This window comes from Amycolatopsis sp. w19 (assembly GCF_051373225.1).
In the GTDB taxonomy this organism is placed as follows: Bacteria; Actinomycetota; Actinomycetes; order Mycobacteriales; family Pseudonocardiaceae; genus Amycolatopsis; species Amycolatopsis japonica.
Genome location: NZ_JBPQFM010000001.1, coordinates 554,330 through 570,542 on the forward strand (window position 1 = coordinate 554,330; position 16,213 = coordinate 570,542).

Annotated in this window: 19 protein-coding genes; 10 read left to right on the forward strand and 9 right to left on the reverse strand. The window is 68.9% G+C overall.

Annotated elements, in window-relative coordinates; all coding sequences use genetic code 11:
- The first annotated feature begins 3 nt into the window (after positions 1-3).
- The 5 genes from ACSMFO_RS02525 (at position 4) to ACSMFO_RS02545 (ending at position 4,449) form a co-directional block, all read left to right on the forward strand.
- Positions 4-786, forward strand: coding sequence for an SCO1664 family protein (locus tag ACSMFO_RS02525; RefSeq protein WP_436456718.1), 783 nt, complete (start codon positions 4-6; stop codon positions 784-786).
- Positions 771-1,664, forward strand: a complete 894-nt coding sequence (locus ACSMFO_RS02530; protein WP_436456720.1) for an aminoglycoside phosphotransferase family protein — start codon at positions 771-773, stop codon at positions 1,662-1,664. The genes ACSMFO_RS02525 and ACSMFO_RS02530 overlap by 16 nt, the downstream gene beginning before the upstream one ends.
- Positions 1,665-1,715: 51 nt before the next feature.
- Complete coding sequence (locus tag ACSMFO_RS02535) at positions 1,716-2,531, forward strand: DUF3097 domain-containing protein (RefSeq protein WP_436456722.1); 816 nt, start codon at positions 1,716-1,718, stop codon at positions 2,529-2,531.
- 95 nt (positions 2,532-2,626) lie between these two features.
- Positions 2,627-3,058, forward strand: coding sequence for an NfeD family protein (locus ACSMFO_RS02540; RefSeq protein WP_436456723.1), 432 nt, complete (start codon positions 2,627-2,629; stop codon positions 3,056-3,058).
- 44 nt (positions 3,059-3,102) lie between these two features.
- Positions 3,103-4,449, forward strand: a complete 1,347-nt coding sequence (locus ACSMFO_RS02545; protein WP_016334240.1) for an SPFH domain-containing protein — start codon at positions 3,103-3,105, stop codon at positions 4,447-4,449.
- A 202-nt stretch (positions 4,450-4,651) separates the two neighbouring features.
- Here ACSMFO_RS02545 and ACSMFO_RS02550 read toward each other — a convergent pair whose 3' ends face one another.
- The 3 genes from ACSMFO_RS02550 to ACSMFO_RS02560 are packed head-to-tail and all read right to left on the reverse strand — an operon-like array spanning position 4,652 to position 7,037.
- A complete protein-coding gene (locus ACSMFO_RS02550; protein WP_436456725.1) occupies positions 4,652-5,017 on the reverse strand; it encodes a MerR family transcriptional regulator in 366 nt (121 codons plus the stop codon).
- The gene (locus ACSMFO_RS02555) at positions 5,014-6,456 is read right to left on the reverse strand and encodes a DHA2 family efflux MFS transporter permease subunit (protein ID WP_436456726.1); all 1,443 of its coding nucleotides are present in this window, start codon (positions 6,454-6,456) and stop codon (positions 5,014-5,016) included. The genes ACSMFO_RS02550 and ACSMFO_RS02555 overlap by 4 nt, the downstream gene beginning before the upstream one ends.
- A complete protein-coding gene (locus ACSMFO_RS02560) occupies positions 6,453-7,037 on the reverse strand; it encodes an NADPH-dependent FMN reductase (RefSeq protein ID WP_436456727.1) in 585 nt (194 codons plus the stop codon). Before ACSMFO_RS02560 ends, ACSMFO_RS02555 begins: the two co-directional genes overlap by 4 nt.
- Before the next feature lie 119 nt (positions 7,038-7,156).
- Between ACSMFO_RS02560 and ACSMFO_RS02565 the strand changes: the two genes are divergently transcribed.
- From ACSMFO_RS02565 to ACSMFO_RS02585, 5 genes are read left to right on the forward strand one after another with little or no spacing between them, the layout of a single operon-like run.
- A complete protein-coding gene (locus ACSMFO_RS02565) occupies positions 7,157-8,161 on the forward strand; it encodes a hypothetical protein (protein WP_436456729.1) in 1,005 nt (334 codons plus the stop codon).
- 32 nt (positions 8,162-8,193) lie between these two features.
- Entirely contained in the window at positions 8,194-8,580 is a 387-nt protein-coding gene (locus tag ACSMFO_RS02570) for a VOC family protein (RefSeq protein ID WP_436456731.1), read from the forward strand.
- Positions 8,580-8,897: a metalloregulator ArsR/SmtB family transcription factor gene (locus tag ACSMFO_RS02575; protein WP_038513714.1), complete on the forward strand. Its 318-nt coding sequence runs from the start codon at positions 8,580-8,582 to the stop codon at positions 8,895-8,897. Before ACSMFO_RS02570 ends, ACSMFO_RS02575 begins: the two co-directional genes overlap by 1 nt.
- Positions 8,894-9,331, forward strand: a complete 438-nt coding sequence (locus ACSMFO_RS02580) for an SRPBCC family protein (RefSeq protein WP_436457060.1) — start codon at positions 8,894-8,896, stop codon at positions 9,329-9,331. The genes ACSMFO_RS02575 and ACSMFO_RS02580 overlap by 4 nt, the downstream gene beginning before the upstream one ends.
- 30 nt (positions 9,332-9,361) lie before the next feature.
- Positions 9,362-9,934, forward strand: a complete 573-nt coding sequence (locus ACSMFO_RS02585) for a TetR/AcrR family transcriptional regulator (protein WP_436456733.1) — start codon at positions 9,362-9,364, stop codon at positions 9,932-9,934.
- Here the strand turns inward: ACSMFO_RS02585 and ACSMFO_RS02590 are convergent.
- The 6 genes from ACSMFO_RS02590 to ddaH are packed head-to-tail and all read right to left on the reverse strand — an operon-like array spanning position 9,925 to position 16,194.
- The gene (locus ACSMFO_RS02590; protein ID WP_436456735.1) at positions 9,925-10,683 is read right to left on the reverse strand and encodes an SGNH/GDSL hydrolase family protein; all 759 of its coding nucleotides are present in this window, start codon (positions 10,681-10,683) and stop codon (positions 9,925-9,927) included. The genes ACSMFO_RS02585 and ACSMFO_RS02590 overlap by 10 nt on opposite strands.
- 9 nt (positions 10,684-10,692) lie before the next feature.
- On the reverse strand, positions 10,693-11,967 hold the full coding sequence (locus ACSMFO_RS02595) for an ATP-grasp domain-containing protein (protein WP_436456737.1): 1,275 nt from the start codon (positions 11,965-11,967) through the stop codon (positions 10,693-10,695).
- A complete protein-coding gene (locus tag ACSMFO_RS02600; RefSeq protein WP_436456738.1) occupies positions 11,957-13,255 on the reverse strand; it encodes a cation:proton antiporter in 1,299 nt (432 codons plus the stop codon). The genes ACSMFO_RS02595 and ACSMFO_RS02600 overlap by 11 nt, the downstream gene beginning before the upstream one ends.
- Positions 13,248-15,041 (reverse strand): ABC transporter substrate-binding protein, encoded by a 1,794-nt coding sequence (locus ACSMFO_RS02605; RefSeq protein WP_436456739.1) that lies wholly within the window; start codon positions 15,039-15,041, stop codon positions 13,248-13,250. Before ACSMFO_RS02605 ends, ACSMFO_RS02600 begins: the two co-directional genes overlap by 8 nt.
- Before the next feature lie 5 nt (positions 15,042-15,046).
- Complete coding sequence (locus ACSMFO_RS02610; protein ID WP_037337764.1) at positions 15,047-15,388, reverse strand: hypothetical protein; 342 nt, start codon at positions 15,386-15,388, stop codon at positions 15,047-15,049.
- A complete protein-coding gene (gene ddaH / locus ACSMFO_RS02615) occupies positions 15,385-16,194 on the reverse strand; it encodes a dimethylargininase (RefSeq protein ID WP_436457061.1) in 810 nt (269 codons plus the stop codon). The genes ACSMFO_RS02610 and ddaH overlap by 4 nt, the downstream gene beginning before the upstream one ends.
- Positions 16,195-16,213: the final 19 nt, after the last annotated feature.

Here is a 16,213-nt window from a genome sequence, read left to right on the forward strand (position 1 = left end):
GAGGTGACGGAGACTTCGCGGGACCTGGTGACGCGCGGCAAGATCGACGTCGAAGGCAGGCTCGTCGACGCCTCCAACGTCACGCTGTTCTGCACGATCGAGCTCGACGGCGTCACCGGCGATGTCGTGTACAAGCCGGTTTCCGGTGAGCGGCCGCTGTGGGACTTCCCGGACGGGACGCTCGCCGGCCGTGAGGTCGCGACGGCGATGATCGCCGACGCCTCCGGGCTCGGCGCGATCCCGCGGACGGTGCTGCGCGACGGTCCGTTCGGGCCCGGCATGGTGCAGCTGTGGATCGAGACCACCGACGAGGAACTGGTCGACGTCCGGTCCCCGGACAGCGTGCCGGACGATTGGCGCGTCGTGCTGCACGCGCACGATCGCGACGGCGAACCCGCGGTGCTCGCGCACGCGAACCGGCAGGGGATGCGGGAACTGGCCGTACTCGACATCGTGGTCAACAACACCGACCGCAAGGGCGGCCACGTGCTCGCCGGCGCCGACGGCCGTGTCTACGGCGTGGACCACGGGATCTGCCTGCACACCGACCCGAAGCTGCGGACGGTGCTCTGGGGCTGGATCGGCGAGCGGCTGACCGAAGACGAGATCGGCAAACTGCGTGGCTTGCGCGAGAAGCTGGACGGCGAACTCGGTGACGCGCTCGGCGAGCATCTCACCGGGTTCGAGATCCGCGCGCTGGCCGAGCGCACCGAACTGCTCCTGGCCGAGGCTGTGTTCCCGGAGCCGGGCGACGACTGGCGTGCCATCCCGTGGCCGTTGTTCTGATCGACGACGAGGCGCGTGCGCGGCTGATCAAGCGGTTCGGTGAACAGGTCGCGGTGTGGTGCGACGGGTTGCCCGCCGTCGTGGCGCGGCTGGCGGCGCGGTGGGGGCTCACGGTGGTCGACGCGAAACCGGGTAACACCGGGCGGACCCTGATCTGTGCCGGGGACGACGGGGTCAAGAAGGTCCTCAAGCTGACGCCGGATCACGCGATCGCCGCGTCGGAGGCCGCCGCGCTGCGGGCGTGGGACGGCTGCTCGCGTGTCGTGCAGGTGCTCGACCTCGAACTCGCCGACGGGGCGATTCTGATGGAGGGCATCAACCCTGGCACGCAGCTGCTGGAAGCGGGGGCGGACGTCCCGTGGGCCGAGGTCGGTGACCTGCTGGTCCAGATCCATGCGGTGGCCCCGCCACCGGAGTTCTCGACGCTGGAAGACCGTGTCGTCTTCATGTACGACCTCGCCGAGCGTGGGCTGCGGGGTTCGGTGGCCGAAGCGACGCTCTCGCTGGAGACGCTCGATCGGGCGAGGCGGCGGGCGCTCGCGCTGGCGACCGGCGGGGGAGGGAACGCGATCGTGCACGGCGATCTGCATCCGGGCAACGTCCTTGACGGGGGGCCCGGGAGGGGCGCGGTCGCGATCGACCCGCGGCCGAGTGTCGGTGATCCGTGGTTCGATCTGGCCGACTGGGTCACGTTGCCGATGCGCGACGGCGGAACGCTCGAAGACGGTTTCGACGCGATCGCGCCGTATCTGCCGGGTTTCGACGCCGAACGGGTACGCGCGTGGTGCGTCGCGCTCGCGCCGCTGTTCGTGATGCGCCCGCTGGAGCGGGGCGAGCGGACCCCGTTCATCGACGCGATGCTGCGGATGGCCGCCTGACCGGCGTGGCGGGGAGACGCCGACCCCTGGGCGCCGCTAGCGTCGGGCGCCGTGCGCTCCCATTCGTACGACGACGTGCTGTCCGGCCCGCGCAAGCGGAAGATCCCCGAGGTGCCCGCGGAACCGGGGCTCGTGGTCGAAGACCCCGCCAGCGGCTACTGCGGCGCCGTGGTGAAGATCGAGTACGGCAACGTCGTCCTCGAAGACCGCCATGGCAAGCACCGCGTGTTCCCGCTCAACCCCGCGGGTTTCCTGCTCGAAGGCAAACCGGTCACGCTGGTGCCGGCGAAGGCGGCCCCGAAGACCCCCGCCCGCCGGATCTCCGCGTCCGGGTCGGTGCAGGTCCAGGGACTCAAGGCCCGGGTCGCACGCGATTCGCGGATCTGGGTGGAGGGCAAGCACGACGCCGAACTCGTCGAGCGGGTCTGGGGACACGACCTGCGCGTCGAAGGCGTGGTCGTGGAACCACTCGATGGTGTGGACGTGCTGTCCGACCGTATCGACGAGTTCGGCACCGGCCCAGGACGGCGGCTCGGCGTGCTGGTGGACCACCTGGTCGCGGGCAGCAAGGAGTCCCGGATCGTCGACGCCGTCCGCGACGAGAACGTGCTGATCACCGGTCATCCGTACATCGACATCTGGGAGGCGGTGAAGCCGTCGGTGGTCGGTATCCGCGCCTGGCCGAAGATCCCGCGCGGCACGGAGTGGAAAGAGGGCGTCTGCGACGCGCTGGGCTGGGGCGAGCCATGGGAGGGCTGGCAGCGGATCCTGGCGGCCGTCGGCAGCTACCGGGATTTGGAAACGCCGCTGATCGGAGCGGTGGAACGGCTCATCGACTTCGTCTCCGACCCCGGCGAAGAGTCCTGAATGACCGATTTGCGCGAGGTCACTCAAGGTCACGCGTCGGTCACGTCGGTTTCGCTTCTTCGGTATGAATCGACGCGATCTGGGAGCATGAACGCATGACAGGCGCTCTCATCTGGCTGATCGCCGGCATCCTCTTGATCATCGCCGAGTTGCTCTCGGGTGATCTGTTCCTGCTCATGGTCGGCATCGGAGCCCTGTTCGGGGCGGGCTCGGCCGCCTTGACCGGCAACCCGTTCATCGACGTCGCGGTGTTCGCCGTCGTTTCGGTCGGGATGCTCGCACTCGTCCGGCCGGCCCTCAAGCGCCGGTTCCTCTCGGGGCCGGACATCAAGACCAACACCGACGCGCTGATCGGCGCGCGAGCGGTAGTAGTGTCCACTGTGGACGTCGAAAGCGGCCAGGTGAAGCTGGCGGGCGACGTCTGGTCGGCACGATGCATGACCGACGGGGAACCGATCGCCCCGGGGACATCGGTGACGGTGGTCGAGATCTCGGGCGCCACGGCGGTCGTTTCGGCCGCGCTGTGAGCCGGACAGGTTTCTACGTAAGGGGAAGGTAGTTGTCAGAGACAGTGGTGTTCATCGTCGTCGGACTGCTCGCGTTGTTCGTGGTCGTCGTCGTGGTCAAGGCGATCATGGTGGTGCCACAGGCGCAGTCAGCCGTGATCGAACGGCTGGGCCGGTTCCGGACGGTGGCTTCTCCCGGCCTGACGTTTCTGGTGCCCTTCCTGGACAAGGTGCGGGCGCGGATCGACCTCCGCGAGCAGGTCGTCTCCTTCCCGCCCCAGCCCGTGATCACCGAGGACAACCTGACCGTGTCGATCGACACGGTCGTGTACTTCCAGGTCACCGACTCGCGGGCCGCGGTCTACGAGATCTCGAACTACATCGTCGGTGTCGAGCAGCTGACCACCACGACGCTGCGTAACGTCGTCGGTGGCATGAGCCTCGAGCAGACGCTGACCTCGCGTGACTCGATCAACAGCCAGCTGCGCGGGGTGCTCGACGAGGCCACCGGCCGCTGGGGCATCCGCGTCGCCCGCGTCGAACTGAAGGCGATCGACCCGCCGCCCTCCATCCAGGATTCGATGGAGAAGCAGATGCGCGCCGACCGTGAGAAGCGCGCGATGATCCTGACCGCCGAAGGTCAGCGGGAATCGGCGATCAAGACCGCCGAAGGTCAGAAGCAGAGCCAGATCCTCGCGGCCGAAGGTGCCAAGCAGGCCGCGATCCTGAGCGCGGAGGCCGAGCGGCAGTCGCGGATCCTGCGGGCGCAGGGTGAACGTGCCGCCCGGTACCTGCAGGCGCAGGGGCAGGCGAAGGCCATCGAGAAGGTCTTCGCGGCGATCAAGGCCGGGCGCCCGACGCCCGAGGTTTTGGCGTACCAGTACCTGCAGACCCTGCCGCAGATGGCGCAGGGCGACGCGAACAAGGTCTGGATGATCCCGAGCGACTACGGCAAGGCCCTGGAAGGCTTCGCCCGCGCGCTCGGCGCCCCCGGCGACGACGGCGTGTTCCGCTACGAGCCGCCGAAGGAAGACCCCGTCGAGAAGCCGGACCTGGAGGACGAAGAGGTCCAGGGCTGGTTCGACACCTCCAGCGACCCGAAGGTCGCCGAGGCCGTCGCGGCCGCGGAAGCCGTGGCGCGCAAGGAAGTTCCGGCGCTGGGCGTCGCGACGCCGCGGCAGGAGCCGCCCGCTCCGCGTCAGGTCCCGAAGGCCGCTCCGGCTCCCGAGCCGGAGGCTGCTCCGGAGCCTCCGCAGGCCCCGCCGCCTTCGCGGCTGCCGCAGCCGCAGCCGCCCGCGGGTCCGCAGGGTGGTCCGTACCAGGGTCCGCCGTCGCAGGGGCCGGGCAGCGGGCCGTTCCCGCAGCAGGGTCCGTTCGGCGGTCCGCAGGGTGGTCCGCCGCCGCAGCGCTGAGCCGTTTCGACGTGAGAGAGGGTCGTCCCGTTCGGGGCGGCCCTCTCTCGTGTTCTCACGGGAGCTCGGCGAGTCCGTGAAGGCCTCCTTCACTACCCTCAGGGTAGGTAAGGAGGCCTTCACGGACTTGGTCCACGGGCGCTGGACCCCGGTCTGGAGAACCGTCCGGTGTTCCGCTGGACGAACCCCGAGGAAGCACCGTTCAGTTCCTGAGGAACTCGAGCGTCCGGTACTCGTCGACCACCGACGTGAGTTCGGCGATGCGGGCCTGCCCTGCGTCGATGAGCCGTTGCCCCGCGCGCGACCACTGCTCGAGATCGGGGGACATCGGCGGGATCTCGGCCAGGATCTCCGCGCTTTCGGCGAGGCTGAGCCCGACCCGCTGGGCGGCGACCGCGAGGCGGATCCGGCAGATGGCGTCGACCGTGAAGCGGCGTGCGTTGCCCGCGGTGCGCTCGGCGGTGATGACGCGGTAGCGCTCGTAGTACCGGACGGCGTTGGCCGAGACCCCGGCCTTGCCGGCGACCTCGCCGATGGTCAGGTGTGCACCGAGTGTCGTTGTCGTCATGCCGCGCTCCGTACCGTCGTGGGTTCCGCTGTCGGGGTGGTGGGCCGGGTCCGCAGCCTGACCACCAGGGCGAGCGCCATGACCGCGAGCACGCCGACGAGAGTCAGACGATACGCGTCGACGATCTCTCCGGTGAGCGCCGGCGAAACGTTCACCGCGGCGAGCCCCTGTCCTCCGGTGGCACCCGCGATCAGCCCGGTGAACACCGCGCTCACCGCCGCGGTGCCGACCGCGCTCGCGATGGTGCTGGCCAGCGGGAGGATCGCGGAACCGGACGCGAGATCCGGGCCCCGCAGGTCGCGGCCCGCGCTCACGATGGTGGGCATCATGATCGCTCCGGTGCCCGTACCTTGGAGTACGCCCAAGATCGCCAGCACCGTGTACGACGTGTCCGGCGCGAGGACGAGGACGGTCAGCGCGGTCGAGGCGACCGCCAGGCTCAGCCCGGTCCCGACGACGATCCGCGGGCCGAAGCGTTCCAGAAGGCGGGCGGCGAACTGGATGGCGATGCCCATCCCGATCGTGCCCGGAACCATCATCGCCGCGCTGATCAGGGCCGAGTCGCCGCGGATCACCTGGATGTAGGCCGGCATCAGCAGCATCGAACCGAAGTACGGCCCGGCGTACAGGACGAGAATGGCGGCGTTGCGCCCGAACGTCCGGTCGCGCAGGAGCCGGACGTTCAGCAGCGGTGCGCGATGGTGCCACGAACGGCGCGTGAACACCGCCATGAGCGCCAGCCCGACGGCGACGATCGCCCCCCGGAACTCGAGGCCTGCCGTCTCTTCGCTGAATCCGTATGCCACCGCGACGACACCGGGGACGAGCAGCAGACCACCGGCCACGTCGATCGGAGTGCGTTCCGCCGACGGGACGTCGGCGGGCACCCAGCGGAGCACCCCCGCGACGGCGAGCAGGGCGGGCGGAACGGTGATGAAGAACAGCGCCCGCCAAGACAGCGCGTCGAGCAGGATCCCGCCGAGCATCGGGCCGAGGATCGGCCCGATCAGCAAGGGAAGTCCGGTGATCGTGGTCATCCGGCTCCGGCGTTCCGGGGCCACCGCGCCGAAGCCGATGGTCATCCCCAAGGGGTTGATCAGGCCGCCGGCGAGACCTTGCGCGACCCGTGCGGCGATCAGCCAGCCCAGATCACCGGCCGCACCGGCGGCCACGGACGCCACCGCGAACACGAGCAGCGCGGCCAGATAGACCCGGCGCGCTCCCCACCGTTGCGCGAAGGTCGCCGCGAGCGGCATCGCCGCGACCATGCCGAGCGCGTAGCCGGTCGCGATCCACTGGATCGTGGTGAGCGACGCGGAGAAGGTGGTCATGAACCGCGGCAGCGCGACGGCGACGATCGTGGTGTCGAGAACGGCCATCAGCCCGCCGAGCGCGATCACCGCCGCGATGCGCAGCTCCCGTCCGGTCAGGCGGTTCATGACGCACTCACTTGAGCCGCGACGCGTCCGGTGCGCAGGGTGCGGGCCCACCAGCCCAGTTCGGTCATCGTGGCGGCCAGCGCGCCTCGTTCGCCTTCGGTTCCTTCGTAGCCGTTCGGGCCGAGACGGGTCCACGGAGCGTTCAGCAGGACCGCGTCGCGGATGGTGGTGGCGCGCAGTTCGGGGAAGATCAGCCGCAGTTGCTCGATCGCGCGGATGCCGCCCGATCCCGCGCCGTAGCCGACGAACGCGACGGGCTTGTACGCCCATTCGGTGAAGTGCCAGTCGATCGCGTTCTTCAGCGCCGCGGGGAAGCTGTGGTTGTACTCGGGGGTGACGACGAGGAAGGCGTCCGCGTCGCGCAGCCTGTCGCTGATCACCGTCTCGGTGCCGCCGGGCCGCGTTCCCTGCAACGGGAGGTCGATGTCGGCGAGGTCGATCGGATCGACCTCCACACCGTCGATCGTGGCGAGTTCGGTCAGCAGCCAGCCCGTGATGGCGTCGGCGAAGCGTTCGTGCCGGACGCTGCCGATGATGACGGCGAGGCGGATGGGGGACCGCGTGGTGGTTTCTGTGCTCATGGCGACGACGCTAAAAGTTCGTCCATAGGCGAACTCAAGCCGTTGCGGCGCTGGTCACGAACCCTGGACCTCTATCTATGTCGAGGTTGTACGGGCGCCGATGTGATAGGTCTTGGCTCATGGATGACTTCGGCGATGACCCCGATGACCTGGCGGAATGGGGCCTGCATTGCTTTTGTCTCGGTGCGCGCAGTACCCCACATCATGTTGTGAAGATGGACGACAATGGCCGCCTCCTCTTCCGTGCACGCCTGGGCGTCAGTCGTACCGAGCTGCGGCACTACGGAATCGATCCGTCGGACAGCCAGATCGCACTGTTGCGGGCTTATCACCTCATAACCGTCGAGGGCGATCGGCTGGTGACGACGTTTCCCGTACTCGGATCCGACGAGACAGCCGGATTGCGCACCCGGATGGCCGGGCTCGCCGAGGCGGTCGCGTCCGAGATCGCCGTCGATGTATCCGGCCTGGCCGCCGTATTGGCCGGCCAGGGACTGGCAGGCTGTGTTTACGGAGTGCTCTTCGGCTACGTGATCGACGGCCTCATCTGGGACCGTCTCCGGTCTGACGGCCTCCTCCCTTCTGGTGAGCTGAGTGTCGAGCGCCCCTACTGGAACGGTGCCTTTTGGGCGGTCTACCCGCCACGTGAAGGCGCGATGGGGACCAACGAGATCGAGGAATCCGGAGTCAGGTTGACGATGGTCTGGACCGACGAGACGGTGCGGTCCTTGAACCGGCTGGCCGATGCTCCGGCTCTGCGGTCGGCCTTGCGCGTGGTTTCTCGTGGAAGCCTTCCGAGGGCAGCGCTCGCGGTCGAGGGTGGGGATGTGTGGACGCTCGTCGACGACGAAGGGAGGCCGACGATTCCGATCATCAGGCGACGGGACTCCGATCCTGTCCACGGGACCGGTCTGCGGATCGCGGAGAAGGTCGTCTCCGCGTTGCTACGGGATCTGCCAGAGGCTGGTGTGGTCGCGTCGGCGCACGAGCTGATCTGGAGTCTCATGGACGCCTTGGAGGCGGCCGGAATGGTCCGGCGGCCGGGGACGTTCGACGATCCCGCCGCGGGTCTCGACTCTCTCGGTGTCCAGATGTTCCTCTCCGTCGAGGGCGCCGAAGTTTGACATGTAGGAAATCTCCTACGTATAGTCGGGCTATGAACATCGACCGCATCCAATTCCTCGCCGTGCCGGTCTCCGACCTGACCGAGGCGCGGGACTTCTACCTCGGCAAGCTCGGCTTCGACCTGCTCGTCGACGTCAGCGGCCCGCACGGTCCGTTCGTCATGGTCGGCCCCAAGGGGGCGGACACCGGGCTCGTCCTCGTCGATCGCGCGGTCGGCGGGCTGGATCACGACACGCGCGTGCATTTCCAGCTGACCACCACGGACGTCGATGCCGACATCGCGGAGCTCCGCGCCCAAGGCGTCGAAGTCGGCGACGCGGAGGAGATGCCGTGGGGGCGGGTGACGTCCCTGAAGGATCCTGATGGCAACGCGATGGGGCTGCTCGAAGCTTCGGGCTACGGGAACTGGCCGCGCTAGTGCCGGTCAACGACGACGTCTTCGCCGCGCTCGCCAATCCGGCCCGGCGTGAAGTGCTGGGCATCCTCCTCGACGGTCCGCGGGCGGCGGGGGAGATCGCCGAACGGTTCGACATGCGACGGCCGAGCCTGTCGGAACACCTTCGGGTGCTCCGTGAGGCCGGGCTCGTCCGGGAGGAGAGGCAGGGCCGCAATCGCGTCTACTCTCTGGACGCCGCGCCGCTGCGAGAGGTCTCCGACTGGCTTTCGCCGTACGAGCGGTACTGGCGCGGCAAGCTGGGGAACCTGCGCGACCTGCTGGACGAGGAGGACTTCTGAACGACGACGATCCGACGGCCGTTCACGTCGACCAGTTCCTGGCGCATCCGCCGCGCAAGGTGTGGCGCGCGTTGACCGAACCGCAACTGCTGGAACGCTGGCTTCGGATGCCGAACGACATCAAGCCCGTTGTGGGACACCGGTTCGAGCTCCTCGCGGATCCTGTTCCCGCCGCGGGTTTCGCGGGCGGCCCGGTCGCCTGCGAGGTATTGGCCGTGGAGCCGGAGCGGCTGCTCAGCATCAGCTGGGGTCCGGAGTGGACGGTCAGCTGGCGGCTCGAACCGGAGGGGCGCGGGACTCGGCTGTTCCTCAGTCACGAGGGCTTCGACCCGGACGACGACTTCCAACGTATGTCGCGCCGGATCATGGGCGGCGGCTGGCGGACCGGGGTGCCGAAGGCCCTGGCGCGCGTGTTGGACGAGATGCCCGACTAGGCGCTCGACAACGGGTCTAGGATCCCCGCTGTGACGGACGAGAAACCGCTCCGAGCCGATGCCCGCCGTAACCGCACACGGGTGTTGGAGGCCGCGGAGCGCGTCTTCGCGGCCAAAGGCACCAGCGCGCCCACCGAAGAGGTCGCCCGCGAAGCAGGCGTCGGCGTCGGTACGGTGTTCCGGCACTTTCCGACGAAAGAAGCGCTGCTGGAAGCGGTGCTCTTCGCGCGCCTACACCGCTTCGTCGACGAAGCGGAGGCCACGGTGGCCGCCGACTCGTCCGACCCGGGCGCCGCGTTCTTCGGCTTCCTGACCGGCTGGATCGAGATGTCCGGCGCCAAGAACGCCTACTTCGAAGCCCTGTCGGCGGCCGGCGTCAGCGTGCCGTCGGCAGGGTCGGTCATCGGTGTCCGCCTGAAGGACGCGCTCGGCGTGCTGCTCCGCCGGGCGCAGGACACCGGCGACGTCCGCAAGGACCTCGGCGTCGAAGAACTGATCGCGGTCATCATCGGAACCGCGAAGGCGGCGGAGCATGCCGGAACCGAATTCCGGGCCCGGACGATCTGCATCCTCTTCGACGGGCTTCGGCCGCGTCAGGTGTAGGGGTCCATCGTCGGCCGCTTCGGCATGAGCGCGTCGCCCGAGGACTCGCCCCGCAGCCTGCGCTTGATCCACGGGACGGCGTGCTCCTTGCCCCACTGCAGGTTTTCGGTTCGCCGCGCCTGCGGGCTCAGCGACGGCCGCGGCCCGAGCGTGGCGGGCGTCAGCTTGTGCGGCTCGCCGAGCGCGTCGAGCACGGCGATGGCGATCTCGTTGTGCCCCAACGAGTTCAGGTGCAGACGATCCGGCGCCCAGAGTCGCCTGTCCCGCAACTGGCGCATCGCCCACATGTCCACCAGAAGCGCTCCATGGCGTGCGGCGATCCCGCGGACGTGCTCGTTGTAGATCGCGACGCGGCCCCGGATCCTGCGGAACAACGCGTCTTCGACCCCGTCGACACCGGTGAACAGGACGACCCGTGCCCCGGTGGCGACCACCTTGCCGACCGCGACGTCGTAATCCTCGATGAGAGCGTCGATGTCGACCTTCGGCCGCATCAGGTCGTTGCCGCCGGCGTAGAGCGTCACGAGATCCGGGTTCAGCGCGAGCGCCGGGTCCAGCTGCTCCGTGAGGACCTGACCGAGGAGCTTGCCGCGGATCGCGAGGTTGGCGTAGCGGAAGTCCTGGTGGTTCGCCGCGAGCGTGCCCGCGACGCGGTCGGCCCAGCCGCGGACGCCGTTGGGGGACGACGGGTCCTCGTCGCCGACACCCTCGGTGAAGGAATCACCGAGACAAACTAAGCGGTTGGTCATGCCTCGATGTTACCGGCGCGGCGCCACGTGACGACCGACACCTACAGGCGAGGTGGTGATGCGCAGCGACGCCTGAGCGGCGTCGAGGGTCCGCGCGCATTCGGCGATCGAATCGGCGACCGCGGTGACATAGGCGACCCGGCCCCACACCGTCCCTTTCGGCGGCGGGGACATCACGGCGCCGGGCTGGGCGATGGTGACCGCTTGGTCCAGGTTCGACGGCAGGATCGCCGGATCGAAGCGGATCGCCGCGATGGTGGTGTCGTCCCGGTCGACGTAACAGAACCGGATCCCGGCCACTCGCCGCCGGGTGGGCCGGGTGTCCAGCTCGTGACCGCAGGCCGCCGCGGCGGCGAGGAGACCGGGGTCGATGCCGGTCGCCAGCTCGCCGAGGTAGGGGATCAGGTCGCCGCCGAGCCTGCCGTTGACCTCGATGAGTTTCGGGCCCGTCCCGGTCAGCATGTACTCGGTATGCGTCCAGCCGTCGCGGAAACCCAGCGCGGTATGCGTGGCTTGCAGGATCGAGGTGAACGCGGTGTCGGTGAGCAAGGGATCGTCCGCGTCCACGTAGTGGCCGACCTCTTCGGCGTAAGGCGGGAAACCGACCACCTTGCGGGCGAGGAAGAGCGGCGTGACCTTGCCGTCCGCGACGACGGAATCGATGCTGACCTCCTCGCCGGTCACGCACTGCTCGACCAGGACCGGATGGTCACTGGCGTAGACCACCGGATCGGGAGCCTTGGTGTCGCGGGTGAAGGCGAACATCTCGCGGAGCCGCTCCGGGCTGTCGACCCGGACCACACCGAGGCTGGCGCCGAGGCCGCGCGGTTTGAGGATGGCCGGGTAGCCCACCTCTTCCGCCGCGGCCAGCGCCTGCGCGAGGGTGCCCACCTTGACCGACCGCGGCTGGGGAACACCGGCCTCGGCCAGCGCGGCGCGGGTCTGCGCCTTGTCCCGGAGCCGCCAGATCATCGCCGGGTCGCCGCACCGCAGCCCGAGCGCTTCGGCGACGTGGGCGGTGGCGTGGATGCGGCCCTCGTCCCAGCACAGCACTCCGTCGAACGGCCCGGCGTCGTTCAGCCGGACCGCCTCGCGGGCCATGGCGGGACCGTCGATGGTGCTGGACAGCACGGTCCAGCCGGTGATGTACTCCCGTTCCCAGGTCGGCTCCGCGGTGTGGAACAGGTGCACCCGGAACCGGGTACTGATCGATCGCAGCAGGTACTCCCGGAACACCTGCCAGCCGGTCGCGATCAGCAGCAGTCGTGGTCGCTCACTGGACATGGAACCCCTTCTCTCGTACGCGTTCCTCCTCCGTGACGGCGATCCGGCCCACCGCGCGGCGCAGGGTCGGCGGCGCCATCAGCGAGGTCACGATCGCCACCAGCACGATGATCGTGTAGGTGGCGGTGGTCAGTACGCCGAGCCGCAGGCCGACGATCGCGACGATCACCTGGATGACGCCGCGTGCGTTGAGCCCGCTGCCGAGCGCCAGCCCCTCCCAGTGGCTGAGCCCGCCCACCCTGGCCCCGAGGTAGGCGCCGGCGAACTTGCCGAGGACGGCGACCACCAGCACCAGTAAGGCCGAGCCGAGCACGGCGGGGTCGCGCAGCGCCGTGAGGTCCATCCGCAGCCCGGCGGTGGCGAAGTAGATCGGGGTGAGCACGGCCAGCACGATCGTGCGCAACGGGGCCAGCCGCGCGAGGTCGACGTGTTTGGACGACCCGATCAGGATGCCGCACAACAACGTCCCCAGCACCGGTTCCATGCCCATCGCGTGGGTGCCCGCGGCGGCCAGCAGGAGCAGGACAACGACGGTGGCGATGCCTGGCCCCTGCTCGGACGAACGGCTCGCCAGGCGCAGCGACGCGTTGACCAGCGGCCGTCCGGCGACGACGGTGAGGACCAAGACCACCAGCAGACCGGCGATCGAGAACGCCACCTGACCGGCGACCAGCCCGGTGACGGCCAGCGCCGACACCACCGAGAGCAGCAGCCAGCCGACGATGTCGTCCACGGCCGCGGCGCTGACGATCAGCTGGCCGATGTCGCGATGCAGCAGCCGCATCTCCAGCAGGGTCTTCGCGATCACCGGGATCGCACTCACGCCCATGGACACGCCGAGGAACAACGCGAACACGGCCCGGTCGGTTCCGGCCGGGATCAGCGAGGTGGGCAGCACGAAGCCGAGCCCGATGCCGAGTCCCAACGGCACCAGCAGGCCGCCCGCGCTGGTCCAGGCGGCTGGTCCGCCCTTGCGGCGCACTAGCTTCAGATCCATGTGCATCCCGGTGATCCCGACCAGCAGCAGGACACCGAGCTGCCCGACGGCGTCGAGCAGATTGAGCTGGGTGGCGTCGTGCGGCAGCAACCAGGCCGACAGACCTGGCGCCAGATGCGCGAGCACCGACGGTCCGATGAGGACACCGGCGGTCAGCTCGCCGACCACCGCCGGCATCTTCAGCCGGATGGCGAGCCGTCCGAGGGCGAAGGCGAGCCCGAGCAGCAGTCCCAGCTGGAGCAGGAACAGCAGCATGCCGTGCGCGCTGATGGGAGCGACGGGGTCAGCCATCGACGTAGTACCAGTTCTCCGGGCTGATCATGCCGAACGGATTGACCGGTTCGAAGCCGCGCAGGGAGCGGGCGACCTCGAACAACCGGATCGGGAAGTTGGGGTTGAAGACGACCGGAACCTGCTCGGCGATGTAGTCCTGGTACTCGTAGAGGACTTCCGGATCGTCGGTGGTGACCGTGCGCTCGATCAGCTCGTCGGCCACCGGGTCGTGGTAGTGGCCGAAGTTGCCGCCCGCGTCGGTCCTGAACAGGATCTCGCCGGTCGGGTGGTGGTAGACCCAGCCGCCGTTCCAGCAGCACATCTCCCAGGTACACGGGGTCTCGTCGGTGGGGTAGCAGGGCGCGTCCTCCGCGACCAGGATCGAGCCGTAGACCTCTTCGAGCCGCAGCTCGATACCCGCGGCGGCGGCGTCACGTTGGTACTGGGTCATCAGCCGGGTCAGCGCCGGCCGTCCTTCCACGTAACGCAGCCGGAAGCTCAGCTTCGTACCGAGCGGGATCCCTTCGCCCGCGAGCTCCGGGTCGACGCACACCGCGGGCGTGACGCTGGTGTCCCAGCCGTTTTCGGTCAGCAGTTTCCTGGCCCGTCCGGGATCGAAGGGCAGCGGCCACGCTCCGCCGCGCTGCGGCGGCGACACCAGGTCGGTCGCCGGAAGCATCGGCATCGGCCCGTTCTGGCGGTAGGCGTAACCCTGGTAGATGTCCCGGACCGCGGCGTCCTGGTCGAGCGTGCACTGCAGCGCCTGGCGGAGGTAGGTCTGGGCGAACATCTTCCCGACCACGGTGGGATTGTTGAAGTTCAGGCTGGTGTACCGGATGCAGTACGCCACCTGCGGCACCATCGTGTAATGCTCGGCCAACGGGTTGACGCCGCCCTTGGTGGGATCGTCGGTGTGCCCGGTGGCGAAGCTCAGCGGCAGGTACCCCACCTGGACCGCGTCCTCGCCGTCCGGCCCGTTCTCCAGCCTGCGGTACTCCTCTTCGTCGGAGGAGAACGGGATCTGCCGGAATTCGTCGAGATACGGCTTGTTCGGGCCGGAGTAGTGCTCGTTGGGCACGAACGTCACGACCCCGTCCAGGGTGTAGCTCTTCAACCGCCACGGCCCGCTCACGACACTCCACACAGGACTGTCGGCCCAGCGGGTGCGGTGCTCGTTGCCCTCGTCGATGATGTCACCCTGCTCGGCCATCAGGTAGTCGTAGACCGCCTCGACGTCGGCGAGGTCGCCGGAGGCGTTCGCCGGGCCCGCCGCGGTGCGATCCCACGCCTTCGGCAGCGGGATGATCAGGCTGAGCTGGTTCATCAGGACCCAGCGCCGGGAATAGACCTTGTCGAAGGTGAAGTAACAGGTGTCCTCGGACAGCTTGCCGTAGTCCGTGCAGTTGTCGGGGAAATAGCCGGGGGTGTATTCGCCGTACCGTTCGCCCTTGACCTTGAGCAGGTTCACCCAGAACAACACGTTGTCGGCGCACAACGTCTCGCCGTTCGACCATTTCCACGGTTTGATCTTGACCGTGACGGTCAGCCCGTCCTCGCTCCACACCGGAGGCTCGCCGATACTGGAGGCGTAGTCGACCTCCGGTGTGCCGTCGCTGCCGAAGAAGTACAGGGTGCGGTACATGAGGGCCTGGAACTCCAGGACGTTGCGCATGCCCATGCGTTCCGCCGGGGTGAACGGGAAGATCACCGCCGGCGGGAAGCCGGGCGCGCAGGCCCAGGTGACCGTGCCGCCGCGGCGGGGCTCGCCTTCGCGGACCGACGGCATCGCGCTGGTGCGGGTCATCGCCGTCACCGGATCTCTTGCAGGCGGGAGACGCCGACGGACTGATGCGGGCCGTAGCGCTGCCACACCTCGTCGAGCTGGATCCGGCCGTCGTCGAGAATCCGCGGGATGCTCGTGCAATGGCCGGAGATCACCTCGCCGCTCTCCAAGACCATGCAGTACGCGAAGTCGAGTTTCCCGTCGGGGCCGCAGGTCCCGGTCAGCGAACCGTGGCGGGCCTTGCCGCCGGAGAACTCGCCCCAGATCAGGTCGCCGTTCTGCCGGTAGACCGCCACCCGGTCTTCGCTGCCGTCGTCGGTGCCGTCGACGGCGACCGGGCTGAACCGCCGTCCTTCGTAGTTGATCATGATGGCTCGCGGCGCCTTTCTGTGGAGGGGAGGGGTTCGCGGAGCTCCAACGCGCAGCATTTGGCCGCTCCACCGGCCTTCAGGAGTTCGGACAGGTCGACGGCGATCGGAGTGAAACCGGCCGCTCGAAGGCTTTCGGTGAGATGGACGGCGGACTGGGGGAGCAGCACGTGCTCGCCGTCGGAGATCGCGTTGAGGCCGAAGGCGGCGGCGTCCGCCTCGTCGGCCAGGATCGCGTCCGGATACAGCTCCCGGAGCACTGCCTGGCTGTCCGGCGAGAAGGCGCCGGGGTAGTACATGATCTCCTCGTGGTCGAGCACCGCCAGTGCCGTGTCCAGGTGGTAGAAGTACGGGTCGACCAGGTGCAAGGTGACCACCGGCAGCCCGAAATGGTCCGCTGCCTCGACATGCGCGCGATGGTCGGTGCGAAAGCCGGTGCCCGCGAGGATCCGGGCACCGGTGGGCAGCATGTCGCCCTCGCCCTCGTTGACGAACCCGGCCTGCCGGACCGGATAGCCGTGCTCGGCGAACCAGGCCTGATACGCGGGTTCCTCGCCGGACCGTTGCGGGTGGCGGTACCTGGCCGCCAGTACCCGCCCGTCGATCACGGTGGCCGCGTTGGCGGCGAACACCATGTCGGGCAGGCCGGGCCGGGGCGGCACGACGTCGACCCGGTGGCCGAGCGAGACCAGCCGGGTCCGCAACCGGTCCCATTGCACGAGCGCCAGCGGGGCGTCGGTCGGTTTGTCCGGCTCCATCCACGGGTTGATGGAGTAGCTGACCTCGAAATGTTCCGGCGGGCACATCAGGAACCGCCGCGGACGG

What these genes read in the sequence shown, in the direction of transcription:
- ACSMFO_RS02540 (WP_436456723.1), top strand. Translation starts at nt 2,627, where the DNA reads ATGACAGGCGCTCTCATCTGGCTGATCGCCGGCATCCTCTTGATCATC.
- ACSMFO_RS02550 (WP_436456725.1), bottom strand. Translation starts at nt 5,017, where the DNA reads ATGACGACAACGACACTCGGTGCACACCTGACCATCGGCGAGGTCGCC.
- ACSMFO_RS02555 (WP_436456726.1), bottom strand. Translation starts at nt 6,456, where the DNA reads ATGAACCGCCTGACCGGACGGGAGCTGCGCATCGCGGCGGTGATCGCG.
- ACSMFO_RS02560 (WP_436456727.1), bottom strand. Translation starts at nt 7,037, where the DNA reads ATGAGCACAGAAACCACCACGCGGTCCCCCATCCGCCTCGCCGTCATC.
- ACSMFO_RS02565 (WP_436456729.1), top strand. Translation starts at nt 7,157, where the DNA reads ATGGATGACTTCGGCGATGACCCCGATGACCTGGCGGAATGGGGCCTG.
- ACSMFO_RS02570 (WP_436456731.1), top strand. Translation starts at nt 8,194, where the DNA reads ATGAACATCGACCGCATCCAATTCCTCGCCGTGCCGGTCTCCGACCTG.
- ACSMFO_RS02590 (WP_436456735.1), bottom strand. Translation starts at nt 10,683, where the DNA reads ATGACCAACCGCTTAGTTTGTCTCGGTGATTCCTTCACCGAGGGTGTC.
- ACSMFO_RS02595 (WP_436456737.1), bottom strand. Translation starts at nt 11,967, where the DNA reads ATGTCCAGTGAGCGACCACGACTGCTGCTGATCGCGACCGGCTGGCAG.
- ACSMFO_RS02600 (WP_436456738.1), bottom strand. Translation starts at nt 13,255, where the DNA reads ATGGCTGACCCCGTCGCTCCCATCAGCGCGCACGGCATGCTGCTGTTC.
- ACSMFO_RS02605 (WP_436456739.1), bottom strand. Translation starts at nt 15,041, where the DNA reads ATGACCCGCACCAGCGCGATGCCGTCGGTCCGCGAAGGCGAGCCCCGC.
- ACSMFO_RS02610 (WP_037337764.1), bottom strand. Translation starts at nt 15,388, where the DNA reads ATGATCAACTACGAAGGACGGCGGTTCAGCCCGGTCGCCGTCGACGGC.
- ddaH (WP_436457061.1), bottom strand. Translation starts at nt 16,194, where the DNA reads ATGTGCCCGCCGGAACATTTCGAGGTCAGCTACTCCATCAACCCGTGG.